At 73.5% G+C, this 25,405-nt stretch carries 26 protein-coding genes and 2 pseudogenes; 10 read left to right on the top strand and 18 right to left on the bottom strand.

The genetic code is table 11. The annotated features are described in order from the left end of the window. Window positions 1–80: 80 nt before the first annotated feature. Both IE332_RS21955 and clpS read right to left on the bottom strand, forming a co-directional pair. Window positions 81–653 carry a DUF2017 domain-containing protein gene (locus tag IE332_RS21955; RefSeq protein WP_189919132.1) on the bottom strand — a complete coding sequence of 191 codons (573 nt, stop codon included), beginning with the start codon at window positions 651–653 and terminating at the stop codon, window positions 81–83. Between the two features lie 55 nt (window positions 654–708). Continuing rightward, on the bottom strand, window positions 709–1,002 hold the full coding sequence (gene clpS / locus IE332_RS21950) for an ATP-dependent Clp protease adapter ClpS (protein WP_189919130.1): 294 nt from the start codon (window positions 1,000–1,002) through the stop codon (window positions 709–711). 140 nt (window positions 1,003–1,142) lie between these two features. On the opposite strand from clpS, the gene IE332_RS21945 reads away from it, so the two are divergent. Next, window positions 1,143–2,477 (top strand): nicotinate phosphoribosyltransferase, encoded by a 1,335-nt coding sequence (locus IE332_RS21945; RefSeq protein ID WP_189919128.1) that lies wholly within the window; start codon window positions 1,143–1,145, stop codon window positions 2,475–2,477. A 319-nt stretch (window positions 2,478–2,796) separates the two neighbouring features. Then, entirely contained in the window at window positions 2,797–3,387 is a 591-nt protein-coding gene (locus IE332_RS21940; protein ID WP_189919118.1) for an isochorismatase family protein, read from the top strand. A 98-nt stretch (window positions 3,388–3,485) separates the two neighbouring features. Here IE332_RS21940 and IE332_RS21935 read toward each other — a convergent pair whose 3' ends face one another. Continuing rightward, complete coding sequence (locus IE332_RS21935) at window positions 3,486–4,490, bottom strand: hypothetical protein (protein ID WP_189919111.1); 1,005 nt, start codon at window positions 4,488–4,490, stop codon at window positions 3,486–3,488. A 256-nt stretch (window positions 4,491–4,746) separates the two neighbouring features. Between IE332_RS21935 and IE332_RS21930 the strand changes: the two genes are divergently transcribed. Together IE332_RS21930 and IE332_RS21925 are read left to right on the top strand one after the other, a co-directional pair. Continuing rightward, window positions 4,747–5,403 carry a hypothetical protein gene (locus IE332_RS21930; protein ID WP_189919108.1) on the top strand — a complete coding sequence of 219 codons (657 nt, stop codon included), beginning with the start codon at window positions 4,747–4,749 and terminating at the stop codon, window positions 5,401–5,403. An 833-nt stretch (window positions 5,404–6,236) separates the two neighbouring features. Next, window positions 6,237–6,677, top strand: a complete 441-nt coding sequence (locus IE332_RS21925; RefSeq protein ID WP_189919106.1) for an RNA polymerase sigma factor — start codon at window positions 6,237–6,239, stop codon at window positions 6,675–6,677. Window positions 6,678–6,784: 107 nt separating this feature from the next. Here IE332_RS21925 and IE332_RS41940 read toward each other — a convergent pair whose 3' ends face one another. Next, complete coding sequence (locus tag IE332_RS41940) at window positions 6,785–7,366, bottom strand: DinB family protein (protein WP_189919097.1); 582 nt, start codon at window positions 7,364–7,366, stop codon at window positions 6,785–6,787. A gap of 102 nt (window positions 7,367–7,468) precedes the next feature. Continuing rightward, window positions 7,469–7,852, bottom strand: a complete 384-nt coding sequence (locus IE332_RS21915; protein WP_373313791.1) for a winged helix-turn-helix transcriptional regulator — start codon at window positions 7,850–7,852, stop codon at window positions 7,469–7,471. Between the two features lie 66 nt (window positions 7,853–7,918). Here IE332_RS21915 and IE332_RS21910 point away from each other — a divergent pair, with 66 nt between their 5' ends. Then, on the top strand, window positions 7,919–8,602 hold the full coding sequence (locus IE332_RS21910) for an NAD(P)-dependent oxidoreductase (RefSeq protein WP_189919095.1): 684 nt from the start codon (window positions 7,919–7,921) through the stop codon (window positions 8,600–8,602). Between the two features lie 5 nt (window positions 8,603–8,607). Here the strand turns inward: IE332_RS21910 and mycP are convergent, their stop codons facing one another. From mycP to IE332_RS21890, 4 genes are all read right to left on the bottom strand, one after another. Then, a complete protein-coding gene (mycP, locus tag IE332_RS21905; RefSeq protein WP_229928824.1) occupies window positions 8,608–9,822 on the bottom strand; it encodes a type VII secretion-associated serine protease mycosin in 1,215 nt (404 codons plus the stop codon). A gap of 104 nt (window positions 9,823–9,926) precedes the next feature. Next, the gene (locus IE332_RS21900; RefSeq protein WP_189919090.1) at window positions 9,927–11,357 is read right to left on the bottom strand and encodes a WXG100 family type VII secretion target; all 1,431 of its coding nucleotides are present in this window, start codon (window positions 11,355–11,357) and stop codon (window positions 9,927–9,929) included. A 44-nt stretch (window positions 11,358–11,401) separates the two neighbouring features. Then, window positions 11,402–11,866 (bottom strand): DUF2563 family protein, encoded by a 465-nt coding sequence (locus IE332_RS21895; protein WP_189919071.1) that lies wholly within the window; start codon window positions 11,864–11,866, stop codon window positions 11,402–11,404. A gap of 93 nt (window positions 11,867–11,959) precedes the next feature. Continuing rightward, window positions 11,960–12,664, bottom strand: coding sequence for an endonuclease V (locus IE332_RS21890; protein ID WP_189919069.1), 705 nt, complete (start codon window positions 12,662–12,664; stop codon window positions 11,960–11,962). 249 nt (window positions 12,665–12,913) lie between these two features. On the opposite strand from IE332_RS21890, the gene IE332_RS21885 reads away from it, so the two are divergent. Further along, entirely contained in the window at window positions 12,914–13,186 is a 273-nt protein-coding gene (locus IE332_RS21885; RefSeq protein WP_189919067.1) for a hypothetical protein, read from the top strand. A 36-nt stretch (window positions 13,187–13,222) separates the two neighbouring features. On the opposite strand, the gene IE332_RS21880 is transcribed toward IE332_RS21885, so the two are convergent. Together IE332_RS21880 and IE332_RS41115 are read right to left on the bottom strand one after the other, a co-directional pair. Then, a complete protein-coding gene (locus IE332_RS21880; protein WP_189919065.1) occupies window positions 13,223–13,987 on the bottom strand; it encodes an RDD family protein in 765 nt (254 codons plus the stop codon). A 128-nt stretch (window positions 13,988–14,115) separates the two neighbouring features. Then, a pseudogene (locus IE332_RS41115) lies at window positions 14,116–14,589 on the bottom strand (RDD family protein); the annotation flags it as partial. Window positions 14,590–14,686: 97 nt separating this feature from the next. On the opposite strand from IE332_RS41115, the gene IE332_RS41110 reads away from it, so the two are divergent. After that, window positions 14,687–15,487 carry a hypothetical protein gene (locus IE332_RS41110; protein ID WP_229928795.1) on the top strand — a complete coding sequence of 267 codons (801 nt, stop codon included), beginning with the start codon at window positions 14,687–14,689 and terminating at the stop codon, window positions 15,485–15,487. A gap of 68 nt (window positions 15,488–15,555) precedes the next feature. Here IE332_RS41110 and IE332_RS42410 read toward each other — a convergent pair. Continuing rightward, a pseudogene (locus IE332_RS42410) lies at window positions 15,556–15,657 on the bottom strand (hypothetical protein); the annotation flags it as partial. Between the two features lie 431 nt (window positions 15,658–16,088). Here IE332_RS42410 and IE332_RS21870 point away from each other — a divergent pair. Next, on the top strand, window positions 16,089–16,505 hold the full coding sequence (locus IE332_RS21870) for an SsgA family sporulation/cell division regulator (protein ID WP_189919061.1): 417 nt from the start codon (window positions 16,089–16,091) through the stop codon (window positions 16,503–16,505). Window positions 16,506–16,696: 191 nt separating this feature from the next. Here the strand turns inward: IE332_RS21870 and IE332_RS21865 are convergent, their stop codons facing one another. The 4 genes from IE332_RS21865 to IE332_RS21850 all read right to left on the bottom strand — a co-directional run bounded on the left by IE332_RS21865 (window position 16,697) and on the right by IE332_RS21850 (window position 22,317). After that, window positions 16,697–18,088, bottom strand: a complete 1,392-nt coding sequence (locus tag IE332_RS21865; RefSeq protein WP_229928794.1) for a glycosyltransferase 87 family protein — start codon at window positions 18,086–18,088, stop codon at window positions 16,697–16,699. Between the two features lie 173 nt (window positions 18,089–18,261). Then, window positions 18,262–19,854, bottom strand: coding sequence for a glycoside hydrolase family 18 protein (locus tag IE332_RS21860; RefSeq protein WP_189919050.1), 1,593 nt, complete (start codon window positions 19,852–19,854; stop codon window positions 18,262–18,264). 325 nt (window positions 19,855–20,179) lie between these two features. Next, window positions 20,180–21,595 carry a sensor histidine kinase gene (locus tag IE332_RS21855; RefSeq protein WP_189919453.1) on the bottom strand — a complete coding sequence of 472 codons (1,416 nt, stop codon included), beginning with the start codon at window positions 21,593–21,595 and terminating at the stop codon, window positions 20,180–20,182. A 17-nt stretch (window positions 21,596–21,612) separates the two neighbouring features. Then, window positions 21,613–22,317 (bottom strand): response regulator transcription factor, encoded by a 705-nt coding sequence (locus IE332_RS21850; RefSeq protein ID WP_189919048.1) that lies wholly within the window; start codon window positions 22,315–22,317, stop codon window positions 21,613–21,615. A 157-nt stretch (window positions 22,318–22,474) separates the two neighbouring features. On the opposite strand from IE332_RS21850, the gene IE332_RS21845 reads away from it, so the two are divergent. Then, entirely contained in the window at window positions 22,475–23,011 is a 537-nt protein-coding gene (locus IE332_RS21845) for a hypothetical protein (protein ID WP_189919045.1), read from the top strand. Window positions 23,012–23,060: 49 nt separating this feature from the next. On the opposite strand, the gene IE332_RS21840 is transcribed toward IE332_RS21845, so the two are convergent. After that, window positions 23,061–23,603, bottom strand: coding sequence for a VOC family protein (locus IE332_RS21840; RefSeq protein WP_189919043.1), 543 nt, complete (start codon window positions 23,601–23,603; stop codon window positions 23,061–23,063). Window positions 23,604–23,873: 270 nt separating this feature from the next. Here IE332_RS21840 and IE332_RS21835 point away from each other — a divergent pair, with 270 nt between their 5' ends. Continuing rightward, a complete protein-coding gene (locus IE332_RS21835; protein ID WP_229928792.1) occupies window positions 23,874–24,356 on the top strand; it encodes an Lrp/AsnC family transcriptional regulator in 483 nt (160 codons plus the stop codon). A 40-nt stretch (window positions 24,357–24,396) separates the two neighbouring features. Here IE332_RS21835 and IE332_RS21830 read toward each other — a convergent pair whose 3' ends face one another. Then, window positions 24,397–25,203: a S16 family serine protease gene (locus IE332_RS21830; RefSeq protein ID WP_189919041.1), complete on the bottom strand. Its 807-nt coding sequence runs from the start codon at window positions 25,201–25,203 to the stop codon at window positions 24,397–24,399. Window positions 25,204–25,405: the final 202 nt, after the last annotated feature.

The raw sequence follows: 25,405 nt of genomic DNA, 5'->3' as shown, positions 1-25,405 counted from the left end.
GTGGCTACAGCCGCTCCGCGTCCACCCGGAATTTCTTCCCGGTTCACCCCGCGTTCACCCGAGCGCGGACGGGGACGGGCTCAGCCGGCCATCGCCTCCAGCAGCGACTCCTGCATCGCCCCCAGCCACAGGTACGCCATCACCAGCGGCTTGCGCTCGTCGCCGTCCGGCAGGTCGTAGAGGCCCTCCTCGTCGTCCTCGGTGACCTCCAGCCGGACACCGAGGGCCAGCCGCAGGTCGTTCAGGGCGCCCAGCCAGCGCTGGCAGTCGGAGGTGGTCGGCTTGAGCACCCCCGCGCCGTCGAGGCCGTCCAGTGCCCGGATGACGAACAGCGCGTCGTCCCGCTTGCGGGCCCGCAGGTCCAGCTCGGTGAAACGGCGGAACTCCCCGGACGCGGCCACCGCCTCGTCGTCGGCCGGCTTCTCCGGGTCGCGGTAGGCGTCCGGGAAGAACCGGGCCAGCACCGGGTCGGCGGGCGCCTCGGTGGGACCCTCGGCGAACAGCGCGGCCAGCGGGTCGCCGCCCTCCCCGCCCGGACCGGGGCCGATCAGCTCCAGCAACTGCACTTCCAGCGAGCGCAGGATGGAGACCTCCCACTCGTCCAGCGCGATCGCCGCGCCGCCACCGCCGGTGCTCTCGAACAACCCAGCCATCTGTATCGGTCAGCCCGTCTTCGTCGTCTTCGGTCGTACGGCCGGTGGGCCGGCGTCAGTCGTGCTGCAGCGTCGCCCAGAGGCCGTAGCCGTGCATCGCCTGGACGTCGCGCTCCATCTCCTCGCGGGATCCGCTGGAGACCACCGCCCGCCCCTTGGTGTGGACGTCCATCATCAGCTCCCTGGCCTTGTCCTTCGGGTAGCCGAAGTAGGCCTGGAACACGTGCTGGACGTAGCTCATCAGGTTGACCGGGTCGTTGTGCACGATGGTCACCCAGGGGGTGTCCGGCTCTGCCACCGGCAGCCCCTCGACCTCGGGGCGCTCGATCTCCGCGGGCGCGACACTCACGCCGGGTCCTCCTCACTGCACGCTCGTCCGTTGCTCATCAAGCCCCATGCTGCCATCCGGGGGACCCCCGGGCGATTCCGGCCCGGCCGACCCGAAAAGAAATCGTCAATCTGACGCTAAGTGGTAGTAGCATCATCCTCATGGACGCCACTTCAGTGCGCGCGGCCGGCTCGACCGCGCTTCTCACCGACCGCTACGAGCTCACCATGCTGCAGGCCGCCCTGCGCAGCGGGGCGGCGCACCGCCACTCCGTCTTCGAGGTGTTCACCCGCCGCCTGCCGGGCGGCCGCCGCTACGGCGTCATGGCCGGCACCGGCCGGGTGCTCGACGCCGTCGAGAACTTCCGGTTCACCACCGCCCAGCTGGACTGGCTGTCCGACCAGGACGTGGTCGACGAGGAGACCCTGCGCTTCCTCGCCGACTACCGCTTCCGCGGCGACATCCAGGGCTACCCGGAGGGCGAGGTCTACTTCCCCGGCTCGCCGCTGCTCACCGTCGAGGGCAGCTTCGCCGAGGCGGTGATCCTGGAGACGGTGATCCTCTCGATCCTCAACCACGACTCGGCGATCGCGGCCGCCGCCTCCCGGATGACCGCCGCCGCCGGCGGCCGCCCGGTCATCGAGATGGGCGCCCGCCGCGCCCACGAGCAAGCCGCCGTCGCAGCCGCCCGGGCCGCCTACGTGGCCGGGTTCGCCGCCACCTCCGACCTGGAGGCCGGCTTCACCCACGGCATCCCCACCACCGGCACCGCCGCGCACGCCTTCACCCTGGTGCACGACAGCGAGCGGGACGCCTTCCGCGCCCAGATCGCCTCGATGGGCAAGGGCACCACACTGCTGGTCGACACCTTCGACCTGCGCGAGGCCGTGCGCACCGCGGTCGAGGTGGCCGGCCCCGAACTGGGCGCCGTCCGGATCGACTCCGGCGACCTCACCCTGCTGGCCCACCGGGTCCGCCGCCAGCTGGACGAACTCGGCGCCGCGGACACCCGGATCATCGTCACCTCGGACCTGGACGAGTACGCGATCGCCGCCCTGGCCGCCGCCCCGGTGGACGGCTACGGCGTCGGCACCAGCCTGGTCACCGGCAGCGGGCACCCGACCTGCGCCATGGTCTACAAGCTGGTCGCCCGGGCCGGGGCCGACGGCGGCCCCCTGGTGTCGGTGGCCAAGCGCTCGGCGGGCGGCAAGACCAGCACCGGCGGCCGCAAGTGGGCGGCCCGCCGGCCCGACGCCGACGGCGTCGCCGAGGCCGAGGTGGTCGGCACCGGGCCCGTCCCGGAGGAGCTGCGGCCGCACCTGCTGCAGGTGCCGCTGGTACGGGCTGGCGAGACGGTCGGCCGGGAACCGCTGACCGCCGCCCGCGAACGGCACGTCCGCGCCCGGGCCGCGCTGCCGCTGTCGGCCACCCAGCTCTCCAAGGGCGACCCGGTGCTGCCGACCGAGCTGCTCCTGCCCGCCGACGTGGTGCTCTGAGCCACGCCCGGCCGGCGGGTGGTTCGGGTCCGCCCCGACCGCCGACCGGCGGGTCACCGTCCGACCTGTCACCGTCCGACCGGGATCCCGTCACCCTCCGGACGGCGGGCGGACGCCCCGGGCCCGGCTGCCGCACCGGCTGCCGGACCGGCCCCGGGGCTTCCGCCCCCGCGCGGCACTCCCTAGAGTCAGCCGTAGAGTTCCCCGGAGCTCCCCCGAGAACCCCCGAGCCCCGCACAGCCGGGCCGAGTACTCCCGAGGGCTCCCCCACACCGGGGCGCCGCCTCCCGCGGGCCCCCGACATCCGAGGATGCGAGCCATGCACCGGGCACTGATCGTCGTCGACGTTCAGAACGACTTCTGCGAGGGCGGCAGCCTGGCCGTCGCCGGCGGCGCCGAGGTGGCCGCCGCCATCACCGATCTGATCGCCGAATCCTCCCCCGGCTACCAGCACATCCTCGCCACCCGCGACCACCACATCGACCCGGGTGCGCACTTCTCCGCCGAGCCGGACTACGTCGACAGCTGGCCGCCGCACTGCGTGGCCGGCACCGAGGGCGTGGGCTTCCACCCCAACTTCGCGCCCGCCGTGATCTCCGGCGCGGTCGAGGCGGTCTTCGACAAGGGCGCCCACTCGGCGGCGTACAGCGGCTTCGAGGGGCTGGACGAGAACGGACGCGGTCCGGTGGCCTGGCTGCGCGAGCGGCAGGTCGACGAGGTCGACGTGGTGGGCATCGCCACCGACCACTGCGTCCGGGCGACCGCGCTGGACGCCGCCCGGGCGGGCTTCGCCACCCGCGTCCTGCTGGACCTCACCGCCGGGGTGGCCCCGGAGACCACCGCCGCCGCGCTGGAGGAGCTGCGGGCGGCCGGGGTCGAACTGGTCGGCACGCCGCTGGTCCGCTCCTGACGGCCGGGGTCGAACCGGTCGGCACGCCGCTGGTCCGCTCCTGACGGCCGGGGTCGAACCGGTCGGCACGCCGCTGGTCCGCTCCTGACGGCTCCGGCTCAGACCACCAGCAGCTCCACCACGTCGGTTCCGCCGACCCGGAACGCCTCGCGCAGCTCGCCGCCGACCGCGTCCGGGTCGGCGGCCAGCCGGTCACCGCAGACGTACACCACCTGGATGCCCAGGTACTCCATCCGGTGCTGGCCGCCGCGCACCCAGGCGGCCTCGCCCTCGCTGACGCAGCGCAGGTCCGAGTCCACCTCCACCGCGACACCGCGCTCCGGCCAGTAGAGGTCCGGGACGCCGATGTAGGTGCCGCCGCGCATCCGCAGCTCGGGGGCGTTCAGCGGGACCGGCAGCAGCCACTCGTCCACCAGGTGGCCGACCCGCTCCAGCACCGAGTCCCGCTCGGCGGCCAGGAGTTCGTCCAGCGCGGCCCGCACCCGGGGCTCGCCGGTCAGCCCGGACTCGATCAGCTCGGCGGCCAACTCCCGCACCGAGCAGCCGCTCTCGGGACGGGAGACGGCCTCCCGCAGCACCTCGCGCACCGGCGCCGGCTGCCCGGGGTCCGCCGTCCACTCGCCGAGCGCGTCCGCGACCGCCCGGGCCACCGGCGCGCAGGCCAGACCGTGCACCGAGCGGGCCACCAACTCCCGCTCCGTACGCCGGATCCGCACCTCGCCGACGTCCTTCAGCCGGCGCTGACGGGGCACCAGGACGTCCACCCCGGTCACCGCGGGCAGCCGGGGCACGGCCGCGAAGCCGTACAGCGCCAGCGCGGCCGCACCGGTGATCACCGCACCCTCGCGGCGGCCCTCCTCGCGGCCGTTCTGCGCGGCGTACAGCAGCGCGGCCCACATCCGCTGCTCCGGGGTGGGCTCGTCGGACTGCAGCAGGTAGACCCGGGGCAGCAGCCGCTGCCAGGGCCCGCCCCGGCGGCAGTGCCCGGTGATGACGCGGGCCGGCACGCCCCGGGCGCGCAGCTGACTCGCGGTGACGACGTTCTGCTGACGCTTCGCCAGCTCCTCCAGCGACGGCGGAGGCGAGGGAATCCGGTAGCTCATGCCGACACCATCCCCAACCGTCCGGACCCGCGACCGGGAGCCTGACGCACTGTTACTCAACCGTCGCGAAACCGGGACCAGCCCGCACTAAAGTCCTCATACCCTCACTCATTTGGAGTAATTGACGCTCATCCGGTTGTCATACCTGATCGAAAACGATCGCCGACCTGGTCGTCTGACCCAGAGTGATCAAAGGCATACGGCGAGGGACCCTCCGAGCGTCAATCCCGCCCCCGGGATTGCCTAGGCTTACGTCATGTCACGTGACGAGACCGCCGGCCTCCGCGCGGCCCAGCTCCGCCTCGGCCGCCTGCCCGGATACGTCCGCCGCCCGGACCCCGCCCGCCGCAGCGGCGAGAAGGGCCATACGTACAAGAAGGGCTGGGAGGTCCGCTTCACCGCCCGCAGTGAAGCCGAGATAGCAGAGATCCGCGACCTCGTGGTCGCCGCCGGGTTCGCCCCGGCCAGACCGTTCTTCAAAGGCCACCAGCTCATCCAGCCGGTCTACGGCATGGCGGCGGTGCAGGCCTACCTGGCGGCTAGACAGGCGGCCGAGGAACACGCCGCCCGGACCGCGGGCGGCCGGCGGCGGCGCGCGGGGCACGGCGCTGCGGGGCACGGCACCGGGGGGCACGGCACCGGGGGCGGGCACGCTCCCGGGCACTCGGCGGGCCCGCACGCGGCCGGTGCCCATGCCTCCGGTGCGCATTCCTCCGGTGCCAACTCCTCCGGGGCGACGCACCGGTGCGAGCGCGAGGAGGCCGCCGCCGGAGCGGCCGCGGCGGCTGCGGCGGCTGCGGCCGTGGCCGCGCAGGCGGCCCGACGGCGGGCCGTCGAATCCTTCCCCACCCAGATCGAACGGGACACCGCCGCGGACCGCATCTCCCCGTCGGAGGCCCGCACGACCACCTGACGGCAACCCCCGACGGGCAACCGCACGGCCCGTCCCCACGCCCCGGCCGCCGAGGCCGATTCCAGGCCGCCGGGGCACGGTCGAGCCGCACGGTGACCGCCGACGGGCACGGACCGCCCGGACCGGCGCCGGATCCGCGGGCCCGGAGCGACGGCGCGCGACCGCCCCTGTGCGCGCGCCGCTCACCACCACGTCCGCCCCGGCGCGCAGCATGTGCCCGACCCAGCGCATCCGCCGCGCGCTCACCCCGCCGCCACCCCGGCACCCACCGCTGCGCGCACACCCCCGCGCACACCGGGCCCGCAGGACCCGGCTTCCGAGAATGTGCGGCGCAATGTTCACCATCCCGCGCACACCGGGCCCACGGGCCCCGGTACCGCCATGCGTGTGGTCGTGACGCCCCCCGATCGCGCCCCGCCCCCGCGACCGGCGCGACCGCCGCGGGGATCGCGAGCACGGTTGCGCGGGTGGTTGTGCGGGCCCGGCTTCGCGCCGTGGGCGTGGACGCCAGCCGCCCCAGGGCCTACGGTGGCACATCAACCGCCTTGCGGCGACAGCCGTCCTACACCCTCTGACCAGCTGCGACGCGCTCGCAACTACGCCTCCCCCGCCACTGCGCAGCACCACCCCGCCGGCCCCGCGCCGGCCACCCGCCAGCCCCTGCCCGGCCCGCTCCACCGCCGTGCCGCACCCGGTCCTCACCGGAACCGGCCGGGCGGCGGCGGGTTCCGGGCATTCCATCGGATTGGTCACCCAGCGCACCGAGGGCCTACCGTAGAGTGAGCACAGATGATCGACCGTCAGAAACCCATCTCCCTTTCCGAGAAGACGAGATGACCAACCGTCACACGCGTTCCGCCGAGCCACCCCCGGGGCCCGGCGAGCCGGAGGACGCACCACTGGAGTTCACCGCGTTCTGCGAGCTCCACCGCCCCCGGTACCTCAGCTATGCCCGGGTCTGGCTGACCGAGCACAGCGACGCGGCCACGGCCGTCCAACAGGCGTTCGCCGAAATCGCGGTGCACTGGCGCGAGTTGATGGGGAGCTCCAACCCGACCGCGCACGCCTGGGAGATCCTGCGCGGCACCGTCGCCGCACACACCCGCCGGGAATCGCCCGACCCGGACCGCCACCCGGCCGACGACGACCTGGCGATCCTGCACTACGTCGTCGGCCTCGCCGCCCCCGAGATCGCCGACGTCATCGGCACCGACGCCGCCAGCGTCGCCGGACGACTGCGCCGCACCATGCTGCGCGAGGCCTCCGGCTGGTGACCGCGCGCCCCGCGTGCGCCCCCTGAACGCCTCGCGCGCCGCCGCGCCCGCCGGGCCGGGCCGTCCGTCGTGTCCGGCCGGCCCGTCGCGTCCGGTCCGGGACGGCCTCAGACCCGCTCGCCCGTCACATCGACCAGGTGGTGCACCGGGTCGTGGATCAGGTACCGGGCGAACGACTCGACCGTGAACCGCGCCCCGTCACTACGGTTCCCCGTACGCCGCCACTGCTCGCCGGCCACCCGCTCGAAGGCCCCGGCCAGCGCCTCCGCGGCCTCCGCCAGCTCCCCGGCCACCACCCCCGGCAGCTGCTCCCCGTAACGCTCGGCGACAGCCGTCTCGTCCTGGTCCCAGTTCGGGAACAGCGGGTCCTCCCCGTCCAGCATGAGGTTCAGCCGGACCAGGAACAGCCGGAAGACGTCCCGGACGTGGCACGCGTACTCCAGATCCGACCAGACACCCGGCTCCGGCCTGCGCCGCAGCCCCTCCTCGTCCCCGGCCAGCACCGTCAGCCAGCCCTCGGCGTTGACCCGGATCATCCCCGCCACGTCCTCCCGCACCACCCCCGGCGTGTCCAAGCCGCAGTCGGAGCACGGGCGTTCGAGCACCCAGGTCCAGTCCTTGGTGTCGGGGACGATCTCCCCCGCGGCGGCTGCGTCAGCGGGGTTCGCGGCATTCTCGGAAGCACTCATGGACCCCAGCATGGCCGCCACCGGGGCCACCCCACCAGCGGCAGGAACGCCAGCGGCCGCCGAAATGCGGCCACCTCCGCCACCCGCCCGCCACCCGCCCCCTCAGTGCCCGCGCTCGTACTCCGCCCGCGCCGCCAGCAGGCCGCCCAGGTTCTCCCGGCTCCACGCGCACACCGCGTCCATCGGCCCCAGCAGCGTCCGGCCCAACGGCGTCAGCGCGTACTCGACCCGCGGCGGGTTCTCCGCGAACTCGGTGCGCTCCACCGCACCGTCCCGCTCCATCGACCGCAGCGACTCCGCCAACACCTTGGCGGTCACACCCACCAGCGGCACCCGCAACTCCGAGAAACGGCGCGGACCGCCCTCCAGACACCGCAGGATCTTCCACGCCCACTTCCGGCTGCCCAGCACCGGCACGGCCTGCACCGGACAGTCCGGGAAGAAGTCCGCCGTCAGCGGCGCCAGTACCGTTGAAGTAACCGGCACCCCCCGGTCTACCGTCACCGCACCGGCGGGCACCGACACCCGCCCCCCAACGGACGGGAGACCCCCTTGAACACCACCAGCACCGACGGCACCGACGGCACCACCGGCCCGCACCGCGCCGACCTCATCGTCTACGGCGCCGGCGGCCAGGTCGGCCGAGCCCTCGTCACCGAAGCCCTCCGACGCGGACTCACCGTCACCGCCGCAGTCCGCGACCCCCGACGCCACGCCGACCTCGCCCGCCCCGGCGTCACCCTGCTGCGCTGCGACGTCACCGACCCCGCCGCCGTCGCCGCCACCGCCCCGGGACACCCGGCCGCCATCAGCTCCGTCTACACCCCCGACACCCCCTCCGCCGAGTTCTACCGCGCCGCCACCACCGCCCTCGTCACCGGCCTCGACCGCGCGGGCGTACGACGCCTCCTCCACATCGGCGTCGCCACCACCCTGCAGACCACCCCCGGCACCGCCGTCCACGACACCCCCGGCTTCCCCGACGCCCACCGCGCCTTCTCCCTCGGCCACACCGCCGCCCTCGACCTGCTCCACGCCTCCCCCGCCCACCTCGACTGGGTCGTCGTCACCCCGCCCATGGACCTCGACCGCACCGCCCCCGCCACCGGCCACTACCGGGTCGGCGGCCCCCACGTCCTCGGCCCCCGCATCGCCCAGGCCGACCTCGCCATCGCCGTCATCGACGAACTCACCACCCCGACACACCACCGACAGCAGATCGCCGTCGCCGCATGACCCCCTCAACCCCGCCCCCGCCGCCGCGCCCGCACCACGAACGCGACCACCACGACCACACCGCCGATCAACAAAGCCCACAGAGCCAAGCCGATAGCGACTCCCACACCGAACCCGATTCCGCTGCTGCTACCGCCTTCCCCCTCGGGAACCACCGCTTCTACGGATGGGTCGTCCGTTGCCTCATCCATCGGAGGAGGCGTTCCTCGTGATTCCTTCCGCCCTATCAGAGGATTCTCTCGAGGCCCACTATCTACGGCTGGATTGGCTTCCAGAGCCTTAGCCGGCGCAACAATTCCATATCCGTACTGGTTGTTCGGAACAACGGATCCGTCAGCCGGCCGCGTGGCCGCCTTGATCATCCGACTAATCACCTGCCCGGCCGACAGATTCGGATACTTGGAGCGAATGAGTGCTGCGGTTGCGGAGACATAGGCCGTGGCATCCGAGGTGCCACTCCTGCGCTCGTAACCAGTCTGCGCCGTCACTGCAGAACGGTAGATGCCCACCCCAGGCGCCGCGAGGGTCGTCTCCACCCCCGATGTGGAACGCTCCCAAACTGTCCCGTTTGAATCCACGGCGCCCACGGCAACGACCCCGGGAAAGGCTGCCGGGTAATCGGCTCCCATGCTGGATCCGCTGTTTCCAGTACTGGCAACCAGCACAACGTCCTTCGACACCGCGTAGCTGACAGATTTCCTCAGCTTCGAGTCGAAGCGATAATTCCCGCCGAGGGAAATATTGACGACCTTCGCACCGTGATCCACGGCAAAACGGATTGCCTCCGCGAAACCGTTTTCCTGGGAGTCACTGGTTGGCTCAGGATCCGGGCCGTCGCCACCGGTCATCACTCTCACTGGAAGAATTCTCGCCTTCGGGGCCAAACCCATCACCCCTGCCTGGGAAGCGTGCCCGTGCCCTGCGATCAAACTTGCCATGCCGGTGCCATGCCCATTGGTGTCCACGCGGCCATCAGAGTTGCCACCGGAGAAGTCAGCCCCAGGAAGCACCTGCCCGGTCAAGTCCGGTTGGTCCTGACTCACTCCGGTGTCGATCACACCGACGACCACGCCGTCACCTTGGCTGACCGGCCAGACCTTCGCCTCGGCCTCGAATGTCTTCAGAGCCCATTGCTGGTCCCTGATCTGATCTGCCGATGCGGCTGGAACAGCGAATCCGGTCATCAGCGCTGCGGCGGCCAGAGCCGCAGCGCTGCGCATCACCCGACGGCTCGTCAAACCTGGTCACCCCACTGCGCAAGGCATCCCGCAGGTCACCGACCTGCGGGATGCGATCAGATCACCCATCCGTCCACGGACCGGCTTCATTCCACCACGTTCGGATTGGCCGGCTTGTCCGACGCCCAGGTCTCTTCGTCCTCTACGAGGAAATCCGGTCGCTTGCCATCCTTCTCCCGGTCCTTCTTGCGCCCTTGTGCCCCGCTCAACGGGACGCCGGAAGAGATGGCATTCGTACTCCCGACACCCGGTTCACTCTTGAGGCGGTTCCGCGCTCCCAGCCCGGAGCCGCCTTCCGTGAAGGACTGTCGACCCTGCGCTCCAGGAACAGGTTTCACATTCTCCCCTGCAACCACGCCCGGCCGTGCCGAAGTACGTGCAGGCTGCTTGCCCCCAGGAACCCCACGGCTCCCCGCCCCAAGCCCCGGCTGGACCTCACCGCCGACAACTCGCCCAATGCGAGGCCCGGAACCCTCCACCGGTGTCGCCCTGCTGGGAACCTCCTTGCCCCCAGGGCTGACCTTGGCCTGGCCCACGACTGGTCCGGCTGGCGCGGGCGTTGCATTCGAGCCTGCAGGACGGCCGTTCTCCTGCCCGCCACCAAACGGCCCGCCCGCCGGGGAGCCGGTCGGTGCAACGTCGATTCCTGAGGTCTGAGTCCCCGCAAGCACAGGGCTCGGCACACTGCCGCTCGAAGGAGACACCGGCCTGCCGGAGATCCCCTCAGCGGGACCACGACTCAGCGAACCGGGCGGCTTCAGGGAAGCCTGCGCCGTTCCCCCCTTAATCCCCGAGTCGGTCGGAACAGGCATATTCCTCGCTGTGGAGCGAGCCTGCACCGGTGTCTGAGAAGACCTCGAACGCTGCGGCGGCGGAACGCTCGTCCCCCGTGTCGACGCGCCTGCTGATGTTCCAGAGAAAATCGCGGCTGCCGTCGCAGCCGCTCCAATGGGGTCGTCCTGCGGTCCGTCCGCGCGGTCGTCCTTCGGGGCTGGCGGCTTCTTCGGGTCGTACGGCGGCGGAGCCTTCAACGCCGGGGTCGCGATGCGGTAGTGCATGGCGAGGGTTTGCATGATGGCGGCGGCTTCGGCCTTCTTTCGGTCGGCGATGGGGATGTGGTCGTCGTCGCCGTCGCCGAAGACGGCGGAGACACCGTCGCCGACGGTGTCCTTGAACTTGTCCCAGTTGCCGGGTTCTTCGGGCATCTCGCGTTTGGCCTTGGCCATGGCCTCGGAGACGCTGTGGAGGATGTTGGCCGCGTCGTTGGCGTAGGCGGCGGCGTTGTTGATGCTGGCGGCGAGGTTGAGCATGCGGGTGTGGAAGGCGTCGCTGGTGGTGCCTTCCCAGGTGGTGGCGGCTTCGGTGCTGGCTTTGGTGAGGGTGAGGCGGATCTGCTTGAGGGTGTCGGAGGCGGTGCGCCAGGGGTCTCCGGCGGCCATGACCGCGCCGGGGTCGAGGGCCTGCGCCATGGTGCGGAGTTGGGCGTGGCTGTATTTGGTGAAGTCGGTGTAGACCACGGGCGGTCGGCCTCCGTTCGGGTGCGGGTGGGTGGGTGTGCGGGTCAGAGGGTGGCGTTGCCGCGGTTGGACGGGGTGAGGTTCTTCTCGTACGCGGCTTGGCTGGTCGCGGAGGGTTTGTCGACGGACCAGCCGTCGGCGGCGAGTTTGAGTTTCTGCGCGGTGTGCTGGTCGTGTTCCTCGTAGTTGGTGGCGGTGAGGTCGGCCTTCTGCTGGGCTTCGTTCACGGCTTCCTGGAGTTGGTTGAGGACGTCGCGCAGTGCGTCCCGCATGGTGCTGTAGCGGCCGTGGATCTCGGTGGCTTCGGCGAAGGTGCCGAAGGCGTTCTTGCCGACGCCGCTGCGTCCGTGGGTGCCGGTGCCGTCGGCGTGTTTCTGGAAGTCGGCGAGCAGGAGCCGTACTTGGCCGGCGAAGGCGCGGAGTTGTTCGACCTCGACGCGGTATCCCTGTCCGGCTCCGCCGGTGGTGCCGGTGCCGGCGCTGTTGTTCTTGCCCGTGCCTGATCCCATTGCGGCGCCCCCGTGCGTCCGTCCTCGATGGTCGGGGCCGGGCCCCGGTGTCTCATGTCTAACACACCGGGCCCGGGCCCGTTCGGGGCTTGGTCAGTTCGCGGTCGTCCGGTCGTTGAGGGCTTCGGTGAGGGCGCGGCGGCAGAGGGAGTCGGCGTGTCGGGTGGTTTCGGGGAGGCGGTACCGGCGGGCGAGGTCGAGGGTGGTGCGGACGGCGGTGTCGAGGCCGATCCGGTGGCCGACGGAGACGAAGACGGGTTTGACGCCGGGGCGGGTCCGGAGGGCGCGGCCGACTTCTTCTCCGGTGGCGGGGTCGGTGAGCGGGGTGGTGGAGCCGCGGGGCGCGTCGGGTTCGCGGTGGTCGAAGGTGAAGGGGGTTTTGGCGACGCCAAGGGTGCGCAGTCCGGTGAGGACGCCGAGGTGGCTGGCGAGGCCGAGGCGGCGGGGGTGGGCGAGGCCGTAGCCGTCGCAGACGACGGTGTCGGGGGTGCGGGTGAGGGCGGCGAGTGCGTCGAGGACGGCGGGGAGTTCGCGGAAGGCGAGCAGTCCGGGGACGTAGGGGAAGGCGATCCGGCCGACGGCGGTGGCTTGTTCGACGACGTCGAGGGTGTCGCGGTGGAGCAGGACGGCTGCGGCGACGACGAGGTCGTGGTCGTCGTCGTAGGCGACGTCGACGCCGGCGACGAGGGGGCCGACGGGTTCGTCGTGGTCGTCGTGGGCCTGGACGAGCGGGCGGAGCCGCTGTTGTTCGGCGAGTGCCTCGGCCTCGGTGGTGGGCCAGTCGGCGGGAATGGGCACGGTCGGTTCCCCCGGTGTGTGGTGGCGTGCGGTGGTGCGGTGGTGCGCGGTGCGTGGTGGTCGCACCGCGGCGGGCTGGTCCGGTTCACCGTACCGACCGGGCCGGACGACCCCGGGGTGAGCCCGTGCGCCCCCCGTGCCCCCGGCGGCGGGGGTTAGCCTGGAGGTTCTGAACTGCCTTGCCGGGTAGGACTCCTGGAACCGGCACCATTCCCGCCCGTTTCCCCCGACGTGCGAAGGACCCCCGCCATGCCGCGTCCCTCCGCTGCCCAGGTCTGCCTCGGCTCGTTCACCGTCGTCGCCACCGCGGTGGCACTGCTGGCCGTTTCGGGCGCCGAGGGCGTCCTGGCGGTGACGGTGCTGGTGGCGGTCGCGCTGGCTCTCGGCACCGTGGTGACGGTGCTCGCGCTCTCCTCGTCGTCCGCCGCCGCCGGGCCGGGCACGGCCGAGGCGCCCCGCGCGGCCCAGGCCGACGATGCTGCTCCCACCGGCCCCGAGCGCGCGTACGCCCGGCAGCGCTGATCCGCCGCCGGGCGCGGGCGCGTTCCGCGCCGCCGCTCAGACCTCCGTGGTGACCACCACGGTCTTCGCCGCCTTGTCGTGGACGCACTGCCGGTACGGCTTGTCGAAGACGCCGAAGAGGCCGTCGACGACCCACCAGATCGCGGCGCAGCAGAGCACGGCCGGGAGGATGAAGACGGCCGAGCGGGTCCAGGCGGCGGACTGGGTGGGGGTGCTCCCGTCGATGAGCATGGCGACGCGGATCTTCATCGCCTTCTTGCCGAGGGTCTGTCCGTCCCGGCTGAGCATCAGGGCCTCGTAGATGAGGTAGAGGGCGCAGCCGAGCCAGAACGCCTCGGCGGAGCCGTTGCGTTCGCTGAGGTCGGCGAAGGGCCCGACCACGACGACGCCGATGATCTGCATGAGGAGGTAGTCGATCAGCCGGGCGAGGATGCGCTTGGGCCAGGTGCCGATCGGCGGCATGCCGGGGACGGGTCCGGCGCCGGGGGTCCCGTACGCGCCGGGGCCGTAGCCGGTGCCGTGGCCGGGCGGGGTGCGGTCGTACGGGTTCTGGCCGTAGGGGTCCTGACCGCGGGTCGGGCCGCCGTACGTGGTTCCGCCGTAGGTGCCCTGGTAGGCGCCGGGGCCGCCGGCCGCACCCTCGGACGGGCCTTCCGGCGTGCCTTCCGACGGGCTGTGGGACGGGGTCGGGCCCGACGGCTCGCCTTCCGGCGTGCCGCCGCCCGGCTGCGGGGACTGCTTGTCGAAGGAGGGCTTGCCGCCCCCCTCCGGCTGGGGGCCTGAGGGGTCGTGGGTGCTCATGCCCCGAGTAGAACATCACACATTCTCAAGGTTTGGGATATTCTGCCCGTTTTGCCATCGCGGACACGAGCACGGGCGCGGAGGCGAGCACGGACGCAGGCACGGACGCGGACGCAGCCCCACCCCGCTCAGGCCCGCACCACCCGGGTCCGGGCCGCACGGTCCTGCCAGCCGCGCCGGGCCGGACGGTCGAACACCGGCCAGACCAACCCCAGCAGCAGCACCGTGCCCGTCTGCCGGACGGTCCACCGGATCAGCGAGCGGCCGAGGCTCAGCCTGCCCTTGGCGGTGGGGGCGGCGGCGTCCACCACCCGGATCCGGGCCAGCCGCTTGCCGAAGGTCTGGCCGGTACGGGCGATCGGCAGCACCTCGTAGAGCAGGCTGACGAACAGCAGGATGCCGATCAGCACGGCGATCTTGCCCACCACCACGTCGTCCACCAGCCAGACCTGGACCTGGCGGCGGGTGAGGGCGCTGGCCATCCGGGCCTGGTCGAGCTTCTGCTGGATGTGGTCGGACACCGAGCTGCCGAGCGGGATCCCGGCGGCGACGGCGACGACGAGCAGGACGGCGGCGTCGATGGCGCGGGCCGCCAGTCGCCGCCCCAGTCCGGCCGGTACGGCGGCAGGGGCGGAGCGGCGGCGGACGGCGCCCTGCCGGGCGGGACGCACCGCGGGCAGCGGTGTGGTGCGGACGGCCGTGGTGGGCACCGCACGCCCCTTCGGCCTGACCGACCCGGCCGACCTGGCCGACCCGGCCGCCTTCACGGACGCCGCCAATGCCACGGACGCCGCGGACGCGAGCGGGCCCGACGTGGAGGACACCTCCCCCACCTCCCCCGGCGCCTCGACCACCGGTACCGCGCCCGAGGCGTCGACGGACGGTGCCGGTGCCTCCCGCACGGCCACCGCCAGGGCAGGCGCGACGGCGGCGACCGGCTCCACGGCAACAGGAGCACGCTCCTGTTCCGCGCGCCCCTCATCCGCCTCGGACGCCCCCGGAAGCACCCCCCAGGAGACCCAGGGCGAGGGGTCGCCCGTGTCCATCAACCCCCGCTGCGCCAGCGGATCGACATGCCACCCGGACTCCCCCGGCACCGCAGCCGCCACCTCGGCCACCGGCTCGTCGACCCCTCCCGCCGGACCCCGCACCCCGGCCGGAATCCCGGCGCCCACCGGCACCCCCGTCGACCCCTCCACCGAAGACCCCGCCGAAGCCCCCGGCGCCGCACCGCCCCCGCCGCCCGGCTCCGACGCCGGCCCGACCGTACGGAACACCGGCCCGCCGATCACCTCCGCCACCCGCGGCCCCAACACGAAGGACGCCCCGCCCGAGGTCTGGTCGAAGTACACCGGCCCGGTGTCGCCCCCACCGGCGGGCGGCTCGCCCTCCGGCGCCGGGGCGGGGACGGGGGCGGGCGCCGCGGCCGCCGGCACCACCGGTGGCGGCACCGCCCGGGCCGGCGGGACGAGGTCCGGGACCGGGCGCCGGGTCGCGTAGCGGGGCGGTTCGAGCACCTCGCCCTCGGCGGGCGCGGGCCGGCTGGTGCCGGGCACCCAGGCCGAGCCGCCCCAGTACCGGACGAAACCGGGGATGGACGGGTCGGGGTAGTAGCCCGGCCCGGGTGCGACGGCCGGGTCGCCGCCGGCGGCGAATGAGCGGTCCGTCATGGGGGTCTTCTTTCCTGGCAGGTCCTGACGAGGGCAAGGAAGGACGGTGGACGGCGGTACGGGCCGCGGGCGTGGCCGGTGCGGGCCGCCCGGGGCCGACGGCGCGGTGGTGCCGGTGACGCCGGTCCCGGCGCTCGGCGCGCGTGCGGGCACCACGGTGGGCGGACAGTCGCCGGGCAGTCACAAAGGGTAGTACCTCGCCGGAGCCACGACGGGAAGTTCGCGAATCCCCGGACGGCGGAGGGCCCGTCGCGGTAAAGAACCAGGCGCGCGGAGGTCACTCGCGCGCCGCGCGACCGCCCGTTCACCACCCTTGGCCGAACTTCCCGAAGAAATCCCGGAAACGTGTGTAAGAACCGGTGCGGACCGCCCTCTCAAAGGTCACAGGGCCCGGAACCGGGCACGAACCGAAGGCAGAGAGGAAGACGATCATGGAGCGCCCCGTCGGCGTCGTCGAGCACGAACTGGAGCTCAACCTGGTGCTCTCGCCGGAGCACACCGTCCCCGTCCCGGCGCGGCTGTCCTACGGCAGCCACGACCCGTACGCCGTCTACATCACCTTCCACCTGGACACCGGCTCCCCGGTGACCTGGGTGTTCGCCCGCGAGCTGCTGGTCGAGGGCACCTTCCGCCCCTGCGGCCAGGGCGACGTGCGGATCTGGCCGACCCGCTCGGGCCGGCGCAGCGTGCTCTGCATGGCGCTGAGCTCGCCCGCCGGGGACGCGCTGCTGGAGGCGCCGCTGCCGGCCGTCGCGGCCTGGCTGGAGCGGGCGCACCGGCTGGTCCCGCCGGGCAGCGAGATGGCCGCGCTGGACATGGACGGCTCGCTCGCCGAGCTGCTCGCCTAGGCGTGCGTTCCGGCGTGCACGAGCACGTACCCCAGAACCAGCACGTACCCGAGAACGCGCACGCACCCGGGAGCGAGCACGCATCTGAGCGCGAGCACGTACCCGAGAACGCGTACGTACCCGGGAGCGAGCACGCCCCCGAGGGCGAGCACGCACTCGAGCGAGGTGGCAGGAGCGGCGCCCCCGCCGGCTCAGCGGGCCGCGGGGGCCTGCTGACGACCGCGGGCGGCGTCCGGGCCGCCGCCGTCGCGCTGTCCGGGCAGCCGGACGAGCGGCGCGCCGGCCGAGCGGCGGCGCGCCCTTATCCGGACGGCGGCGGCGAGCAGGAAGCAGAGCCCGACCCACGGGTAGACCGAGGTCGGCAGCTGCCGCCACGGTGACAGGTGGAGGACGGCCGCGCCGACCGGCTTCGCCGCCCACATCGCGAAGGAGAGGAAGGCCACCAGCGTGGCCCAGAAGACCGCCCGCCAGCGCAGCCGGCGGACACCGGCCGGGCGGGCGTGCTCGACGGAGGCCTCGGCGGCGAGCAGGACGAGCAGCGGCACGCACCAGACCCAGTGGTGGGTCCAGCTGATCGGCGAGATCAGCACGGCGGTGACGGCCGCGCAGCAGACGCCCCAGGCCTCGGCCCGGGGCAGCCAGCGGCTGCTGCGGGCGGCCCAGGCGGCGACGGCGAGGCCGGCCAGGGCGACCAGGCCGGCGCCCAGGGTGGCGACGGTGCCGGGCTCGGCGGAGTGCAGCAGGCGGGCGAAGGCGCCGCGCAGCGACTGGTTGTCGACGATCCAGGTCTTGCCGACCCGGGAGGAGTCGTAGAGGTACTTGGTCCAGAAGCCCCAGGTGGCGTCGGGCAGGACGAGGGCGCCGAGCAGGAAGGTCCCGAGGAAGGTGAGGCCGGCCACGAAGGCGGCCCGGATCCGGCCGGTGATCAGCAGGTAGACGGCGAACAGGCCGGGGGTGAGCTTGATGCCGGCGGCGATGCCGATGGCCACGCCCTTGCTGCGGCGCCCGTCCGGACGGGTGAGGTCCCAGAGGATCAGGCAGGCCAGCGCGAGGTTGATCTGGCCGTAGCGGAGCGTGGTGAAGACGGGCTCCAGCCAGACGCCGAGGCCGGTCACCAGGATCACGCCGATCGGCCGCAGCTCGCGGCGCGGCCAGCCGACCAGCTTGAAGGACAGGTGGGTCAGCAGGGCGAGCAGCCCGAGGTTGCCGAGAGTGATCGCCACCCGGAGGAAGGGGATCGGGAACCAGGTGGTCGGGACGAACAGCATCGCCGCGAACGGGGGGTAGGTCGCCGGCAGGTTCCACTCGGTGACGCGCAGCCCGTACAGGTCGGCGCCGTCGGCGACGGCCGCTCCCTCGGCCCGGTAGACGACCATGTCCACCATCGAGGTGTGGACGAAGTGGCGCACCACGGCGTACACGACCAGGGAGAACAGCGCCAGCGCGGAGGCGGCCAGCAGCGGGCGGCGGGGCGCCTCGCGCACGGCCCGGACGGGGGCGCCGAGGGCCTGGCGGAGCCGGTCCGACAGGGGGCCGGGCGAGGGGTCGGGTGCGGTCCGCACCGGGCTTCGCTCGTCTTGCACCGCTGTCACTGTCCACTCCGTCCACCGCTCGGCCAACCAGCGACGATACCGGATGCCACCCGAACGGAGCTGGACACGATCGACTACGCACAGTGACAAAGGTGCCCCGACCGGCCACGCTGGGCTGCGGACTCAGCGTGGACGGCCGGGGCCGACGGGGAACCCGGCGGGCCTCAGCCCGTGTACGCCCCGAGGGCCCGGGTGAAGTCCAGCGGCTGCTGGACGATGCTGCTGCAGCTCGCGTCGGCGTACGCCTTGGCGCCGCCCTCGCAGGCCTTGTCCCGGGTGCCGGACCACATGGCCAGCCAGGCGAGGTGCTTGGCGGAGGCGAAGTCGGCGAGCTGCTTGGCGTCGGCCACGGTGAAGACCTCGCTGGCCACGTCGTTGACGCCGGTCATCGGGGTGACCGCGACCTTGCGCCAGGCGGCCGCGTCGTCCAGCCCCAGCACGCTCTTGACCTGGGCCTGGGTGGCGGTGGCCGCGGCGATCGCGTACTGGCCCATCCGGCCTTGCGGGTTGGGGGCGACCCCGTCGCCGAAGTCCATCGCCATGATGTTGACGGCGCCGATCGCGACGCCGGCGGCCTTGGCGCCGGCCACCAGGTTGACGCCCTCCTGGGTCAGGCCGGAGGGCAGGGCGGGCAGGGTGAAGGAGACGTCCAGCGCCTTGCCCTTGGCGGCGGCAGTCTTCTGCAGCTGGGCGACGGCCTGGGCCCGCCGGGTGTTGGCGGCCGCGTCGGCGATCGCCCCGCCCTCGACGTCGAAGTCCAGCCTGGTCGCGCCGTACGCGTCCACGACCTTCTGGTACGCGGCCGTGAGGTCGGCGGTGGAGCCGCAGGCGAGGGCCAGTTCGCTGCCGTTGGCACCGCCGAAGGAGATCCGGACGTCGCCGCCGGCCGCCCGCAGCGCGCCGATCTGGGCGGCCACCGCGTCGGCGGCGAGATCGCTGACACCGCCCCACTTGGGCGCGCAGCCGCCGCCGGACACCACGAAGGCGAGGGTGAAGTTCTTCACGCCGCTCGCCTTGGCGGTGGCCACCAGGTCGTACGGCGGGTAGAGCGAGGTGTCGACGTAGGGGGCGAAGCCGGCCCCGGCGCCGGCCGGGGGAACGGGCACACCGGTCGTCGTGGGGGTGACGGTCGGGGTGGCGGTCGGGGTGGCGGTCGGGGTGGCGGTCGGCGCCGGGGTGGTCGGCTTCGCCGTGGGGCTGGGCTTCGCGGTCGGCGAGGCGGAGGCCGTCGGGGAGACGGAAGGGGTGACGGACGCGGAAGCGGTAGCGGTCGGACGCCCCGAGGGGGTGGGCGCGGTCCCGTCGCCCGCCTTGCAGGAGGCGTTGTTGATCAGGCAGTTGGCCGGCTCGGCCTGAGCCGCGCCCGCGCCCTGGGCGACGAAGCCGACCACGACGCTCCGGCCCGGCTCCAGCCGCTTGCTCCAGGCCTCCGGCTTGACCGTGACGTGCTGCCCCGCGGCGGTGAAGGTGGCGTTCCAGAGCGAGTCGATCTTCGCCCCGGCCGGCAGGTCGAAGCTGAGCGTCCAGTCCTCGATCGGGCTGCTGTCCGGGTTGGTGACCAGGTACTGGCCGGTGTAGCCGGCGTCCCAGCTGCTGGTCCGGCTGTACACGGCGCCGAGCGAGGCGGCGCTGGCCGAGGAGGCGAGGACGACGGTCCCGCCCGCGACCAGGGCGGCGGCGACCGCGGCGGCGCCGACGATCGCACCCTTGCGGCCGCGCCTGCGGTGGCCGGAGCGGCGGGTGGGCTGGGTGGTCATGGCGCGTTACCTCCGCGGGTGCCTACGGTCGGCCGCCGTCCGGGCACGGGGTGCCTGCGGACCTCGGGGCGGCCGGCCCGGCTCGGTCGGGTGACCGGCGCGACCGACGCTAGCGGCGCACCGGGGGCCGGACCGGCGGGCTGAGCGAGGGGTAGAACTCCCTTAGGCCGCCGTTAAGGAAGACGCCCTCCCGGACGCCGTCCCACCACCGACACCGCACCTCCGGCACACCACTTCACCGCCGCACCACCGCACGTCCTCGCCACCACACGTCGTCACCACAGCGCTGCGCCACCGCACCCCTGAGCCGCACCCCCGCACCGCCTCACCGCTGGAAGAGCGCACCCCGGCTCCGCCGCCGCCCGGCCCGCGCGGGCTCCGCCCCCTCCGGCCGGGTGCGCAGCCGCAGCCGGGTCTCGGCGCCGCCGAGGACGGCGGAGCGGCCGAGCGCGAGGTCCCCGCCGGTGGACTCGGCGAGCTTGCGGACGATGTCCAGGCCGAGGCCGGTCGAGCCCTCCCCGCCGTGGCCCTGGCCGCGCTTGAGGGCGGCGGCCGGGTCGCTGTACCCGGGGCCGGCGTCGCCGACCAGCACGATCACCGAGCTCCCGGTGGCCAGCACGTCCACCGAGAAGGCGGTGCCGACGGCGGTGTGCCGGAAGACGTTGCCGAGCAGCGCGTCGACGACGGCCGCCAGGTCGCCGCGCTGGACGGGGACGGGCGCCGCCCGTTCGGCGCCGGCCAGTTGCCAGCGGCGCCCCTCGTCCTCGGCCAGCGCGGACCAGAACTCGACCCGTTCGCGGATCACCTCGGCGGCGTCGCAGCCGACCGCGACGGCGGGCGCGTCCTCGGGGGCGCGGCGGGCCGAGCGGATGATCTGGTCGACCTCGCGCTCCAGTTGGGCGACCGCGTGCCGGGTGGCGTCGGCCGCGTCGCCGTTGCCGAGCGAGGCCGCGTTGAGCCGCAGCACGGTCAGCGGGGTGCGCAGCCGGTGGGACAGGTCGGCGGCCAGTTCCCGTTCGGCGGCGAGGAGTTGGACCACCCGGTCGGCCATGGTGTTGAACGCGTGGCCGGCCTCGCGCAGTTCTTCGGGGCTGCCGTCGACCTGCTTGCCCGCCACCGGGACCCGGACGGCGAGGTCGCCGGCGCCGAGCGAGCGGGCGGCCGCAGCGAGGCGTCTGGCGGAGGCGACGATCCGGTTGCCCATCCGGTCGGCGACCAGCACGGCGATGGCGACCAGGCCGAGCGCGACGGCGGAGAGCACCAGCCAGGCGGTGGAGACGCCCCGGGTGAGGTCGCTCTCGGCCACGAACACCTCGACGACGGCGGTGCGGCCGGTGTCCACCGCGACCGGCTGGAGCAGCGCGTAGCCGCCGGGCACCTGCACGGTGAAGGAGCGGCCCTGCCCGCCGGCCGTGGCCACGTCGCCGTCGGCGGCCCGGGCCTCGCCCAGCGTCGGTCCCGCCGGGCCGCCGGTGCCGGGGGCCTCGGGCTGTCCCGCCGCGGGCAGGTGGACCGCCATCCGTCCCTGTCCGCCGGCGTCGGTGCTGGCCAGGGCGCGGGTGACGGCGTCCTGGTCGGTGGTGATCGCCAGGGCCGGTCCGAGCGCCGCGGCCTGCCGCTCGGCGGCGGTGAACGCCCGGTCGCGCGCGGTCTGCTGGACCATCAGGCCGAGCGGGATGAGGAAGGCGAGCGCGACCATGGTGGTCCCGGCCACGGCGGCCTTGATCATGGCCCAGCGCAGCGAGCGCCCGAACCTCCTCATGTCCGGTGCTCCGCCGCGCCCCCGGCGGCCTCCAGCCGGACCCCGACGCCCCGGACGGTGTGCAGGTAGTACGGGTTGGAGGCGGTCTCGCCGAGCTTGCGGCGCAGCCAGGAGAGGTGGACGTCGATGGTCTGGTCGCCGCCGTAGGTCTGCTGCCAGACCTCGGCGAGGATCTCCTTGCGCGGCACCACCACGCCGGGCCGGGCGGCCAGGAAGGCCAGCAGGTCGAATTCACGGCGGGTCAGGTCGAGCCGGCGGCCGTCCAGGGAGGCCTCGCGCCGCTGGAGGTCGATGGCCAGTCCGCCGACCCGCAGCACCTGGGCGACGGGGGCGGCGCCGCTGCCGAACCGGCGCAGCACGGCAGCCATCCGGGCGCTCAGGTGTTCCCCGGAGAAAGGTTTCACCAGGTAGTCGTCAGCGCCGTCGTTGAGCAGTCGGACGATCTCGGCCTCGTCGTCCCGGGCGGTGGAGATGATCACCGGCACGTCGGTCAGGCCCCGGATCATCTTGAGCGCCTCGCTGCCGTCCAGGTCCGGCAGGCCCAGGTCGAGGATCACCAGGTCACAGCCGACCTGGGCGACCTCCCGCAGCGCCTCGAGTGCGGTGCCCACGCTGCGGACCGCGTGACCGGTGTCGGTCAGGTGGCGGATGAGGGCGGAGCGTACGAAGGGGTCGTCCTCGACCACGAGCACTGTTGCCATGGCCCTGCACGGTACGCCATCGGCCCGCAGTGGTCTGTACCTCGGGGCCCGGTCCGGACATTGTGCAAGCCCCCTGAGGAATGGGGAGTTGCCGGACGCCCCGGGGTACGGGTGCCCGGTCCCGGCCGGGGTGGAAATGCGGCAGGATGTGCGGACGATGCGGAACGGACTGGTACAGCTCGGCGCCTGGGCGGCGGCCACCGGGGCGGCGGTGGCGCTGTCCTGGTTCGGCGTGCACGCGGTGCTGACCGGCGCCGCGTTCGAGCAGCCAACGGCGCTGCCGCTGCCCTCCCCGAAGGCGGGCGGCACGCCGTCCCCGGCGACCACCGCCCCCGAGCAGCCGCGCTCGGCCGCGCAGTCCGCGCCCCCGGCCCAGCCCGCCTCCCCGGCCGCCGCCACGACCCACGGGCCGACGCCGGTCGCACCCGTCCCGCCGCCGACCCGCCGGCCCACGCCGACGGCCGGGGCGACGTCCACGGTGAAGAGCTACCCGATCCCGGGCGGCAAGGTCGCGCTGGACTTGAAGCCCGACCACGCCTCGCTGGTCTCCGCCACCCCGGACCCGGGCTGGCAGATGCAGGTCTGGAACGGCGACCAGTGGATGCGGATCGACTTCACCAAGGACAACCAGGCCAACTCGGTCTTCGTCTACTGGAACGGGCACCCGCCGGTCGTGGAGACGGCCGTCCGCTGAAGCCCCGCCCGGCCGCTCCGCGCACCGCCCCGCCGCGCACCGCCGTCCGTCAGAACCCGGCGTGCGGCACGAACCCCGGCAGGTACGGCCCCGCGTAGCCGGCCCGGTCGACCAGCGTGTGCCTGGTCCCGCCGGGCACCCCGATGGCGGCCAGCACCACCGAGCCGTACGCGTCCCGGGTCTCGTACGGCTCGGCCAGCGACAGCGCGCCCCGGTCGACCGCGTAGTCGTAGGCGTAGTAGACGTCCGGCACGCTGACCGCGACGTCCAGCACCCCGTCCCCGCACCGCTCCAGGTACGCGGCCAGCTCCCGGCCGCGCGGGCCGATCGCCCGCACCAGCGAGGTGAGCACGATCCGCGTCCCCGGCGCGGCGAGCACGTACGAGACGGTCTCCGGCTCACCGGTCTCCGGCCCCGCGTACGCGGTGCAGCGCAGCCCGAGCGCGGCGCAGTAGCGGCGGGCGGCCCGCTCGGCGTCGCCGACCGCGAAGACCACCGCGTCCGCACGGCCCACCGGCAGCGCTCCCGGGTCGCCGTCGTCCGGTGCGAGGCCGGCCGCGAGCAGGACGGGTTCGGCGGCGGTGTCGGTCATGACGGCCCTCCCGGTAGGCGTACGGACCACGCTGGGGCCCCGGCACCGGGGCGGGGGCCCGGAGCACAGGGGTGTGGCTGGAGGGTGGCGCCGGGCCGACTTACGCGCAACTGTTCCGTTTCCTCCTGGTCAAGCTGTGCCCCGGGGCGGGAGAATCGGCCGCACCGCTGTACAGAATGCCCACCGGAGGACGGTGCCGCGATGCCCCCCGCCCACTCCCCGAGCTCCCCCGGCTCGCCCAACTCCGCTGCCCCGCAAGGCACTTCCATCGTGGGCAGTACGAACGACACGATCGACACCCTGGACGGCCGGCTGATCCGGCTGCTCGCCGAGGAGCCCCGGATCGGGGTGCTGGAGTGCTCGCGCCGGCTGCAGGTCGCCCGGGGCACCGTGCAGGCCCGGCTGGACCGGCTCCAGGCCAAGGGGGTGATCGGCGGCTTCGGCCCGGAGGTGGACCCGGCGGCGATCGGCTACCCGGTGACGGCCTTCGCCACCCTGGAGATCTCCCAGGGCCAGGGCTCCGACGTGCGGGCGCACCTGGCGGGCGTGCCGGAGGTGCTGGAACTGCACACCATCACCGGGATCGGGGACATGATGGTGCGGATCGTGGCCCGTTCCAACGCCGATCTGCAGCGGGTGATCGACCGGGTGGTGGGCTTCGACGGGATCGTCCGTTCGTCCACCGCGATCGTGCTGGAGAACCCGGTGCCGTACCGCATCCTGCCGCTGGTGGACCAGGCCGCCGCCGAGTAGCACGGTCCGCCCGGCGCGGGGCGGCTCCCGGTCCGCCCGGTCAGCAGGCGGGGACGCTGCCGCCGCTCCTGAGCGCCTGCAGCGCCGAGACCGACTCGGTGAGCGTGCCGACCGGCACCAGCCGCAGCGTCTTCGGCAGGTTCACCTTGGCGTCCGTGCACTCGTCCTTGGGCAGCAGGAACACCGTCGCGCCGTCCCGGGCGGCCGCCTGCGTCTTCAGCGGGACGCCGCCCACCGGGCCGACGGTGCCGTCCTTGTCGATGGTGCCGGTGCCCGCGATCGTGAGGCCACCGGTGAGGTCGCCGCCCTTGCCGTCGCCGGCGAGCTTGTCGATGATCCCCAGCGCCAGCATCTGGCCGGCACTGGGGCCGCCGACGTCGCCCAGGTCGACCTTGACCTTCACCTGGTCCGGCGACAGGTGGAGGTAGTTCAGCGCGGCCGCGGAGGCGCTGTCCTGCGACTCGGCCATCTGCTGGGCGATCACCTCGTTGGCCTTCGCCGGGTTGCTCTCCGCGTAGACGGTGTCCGTCGGGCGGACCGCCTCCTTCGGGTCGAACCAGGCCTGCATCGACCGCAGGAAGGTGTTCCGCTGGTCGGCGTTGGTCGCCGTGATGGTGACCATCCGCAGCTCGCCCTGGGTGGTGCGCAGCGGCGCCCCGGTGATGGTGAGCACCGGCTTGTCCTGGTAGGTGCCCAGGACGTCCGCGGTCGACCCCGGCCAGGTGATGGTGTACGGCAGCGGGACGAAGGCGGTCACCCCGAACAGCGCGGTGACCAGCGCCCCGCACAGCGCGAGCGCGCGGGTCCGCGGGGAGCTGAGGGCCTTGGAGAGCTTGGTGTCGGACACAAAAGGAATCCAAACACACCCTGTTGGTCGCCCGCTCGCCTCCGGGCCGCTCTGACCCGGTGCCGACGGTCGGCGCTCCAAGGCCCTCGTCCCTCGGACCTCCTCGCTTCTCCCTTTCGGCACCGGCGCAGCCCTTCGGCTCGGGGCGGGTCGCCGGCCCGCTCATGCCATCGCCCGGGGCGGGCCCGGCGTCCGGGCCCGC

This window comes from Kitasatospora xanthocidica, assembly GCF_014656195.1.
Taxonomy (GTDB): Bacteria; Actinomycetota; Actinomycetes; order Streptomycetales; family Streptomycetaceae; genus Kitasatospora; species Kitasatospora xanthocidica.
This window is presented reverse-complemented; position numbering and strand designations above follow the sequence as displayed.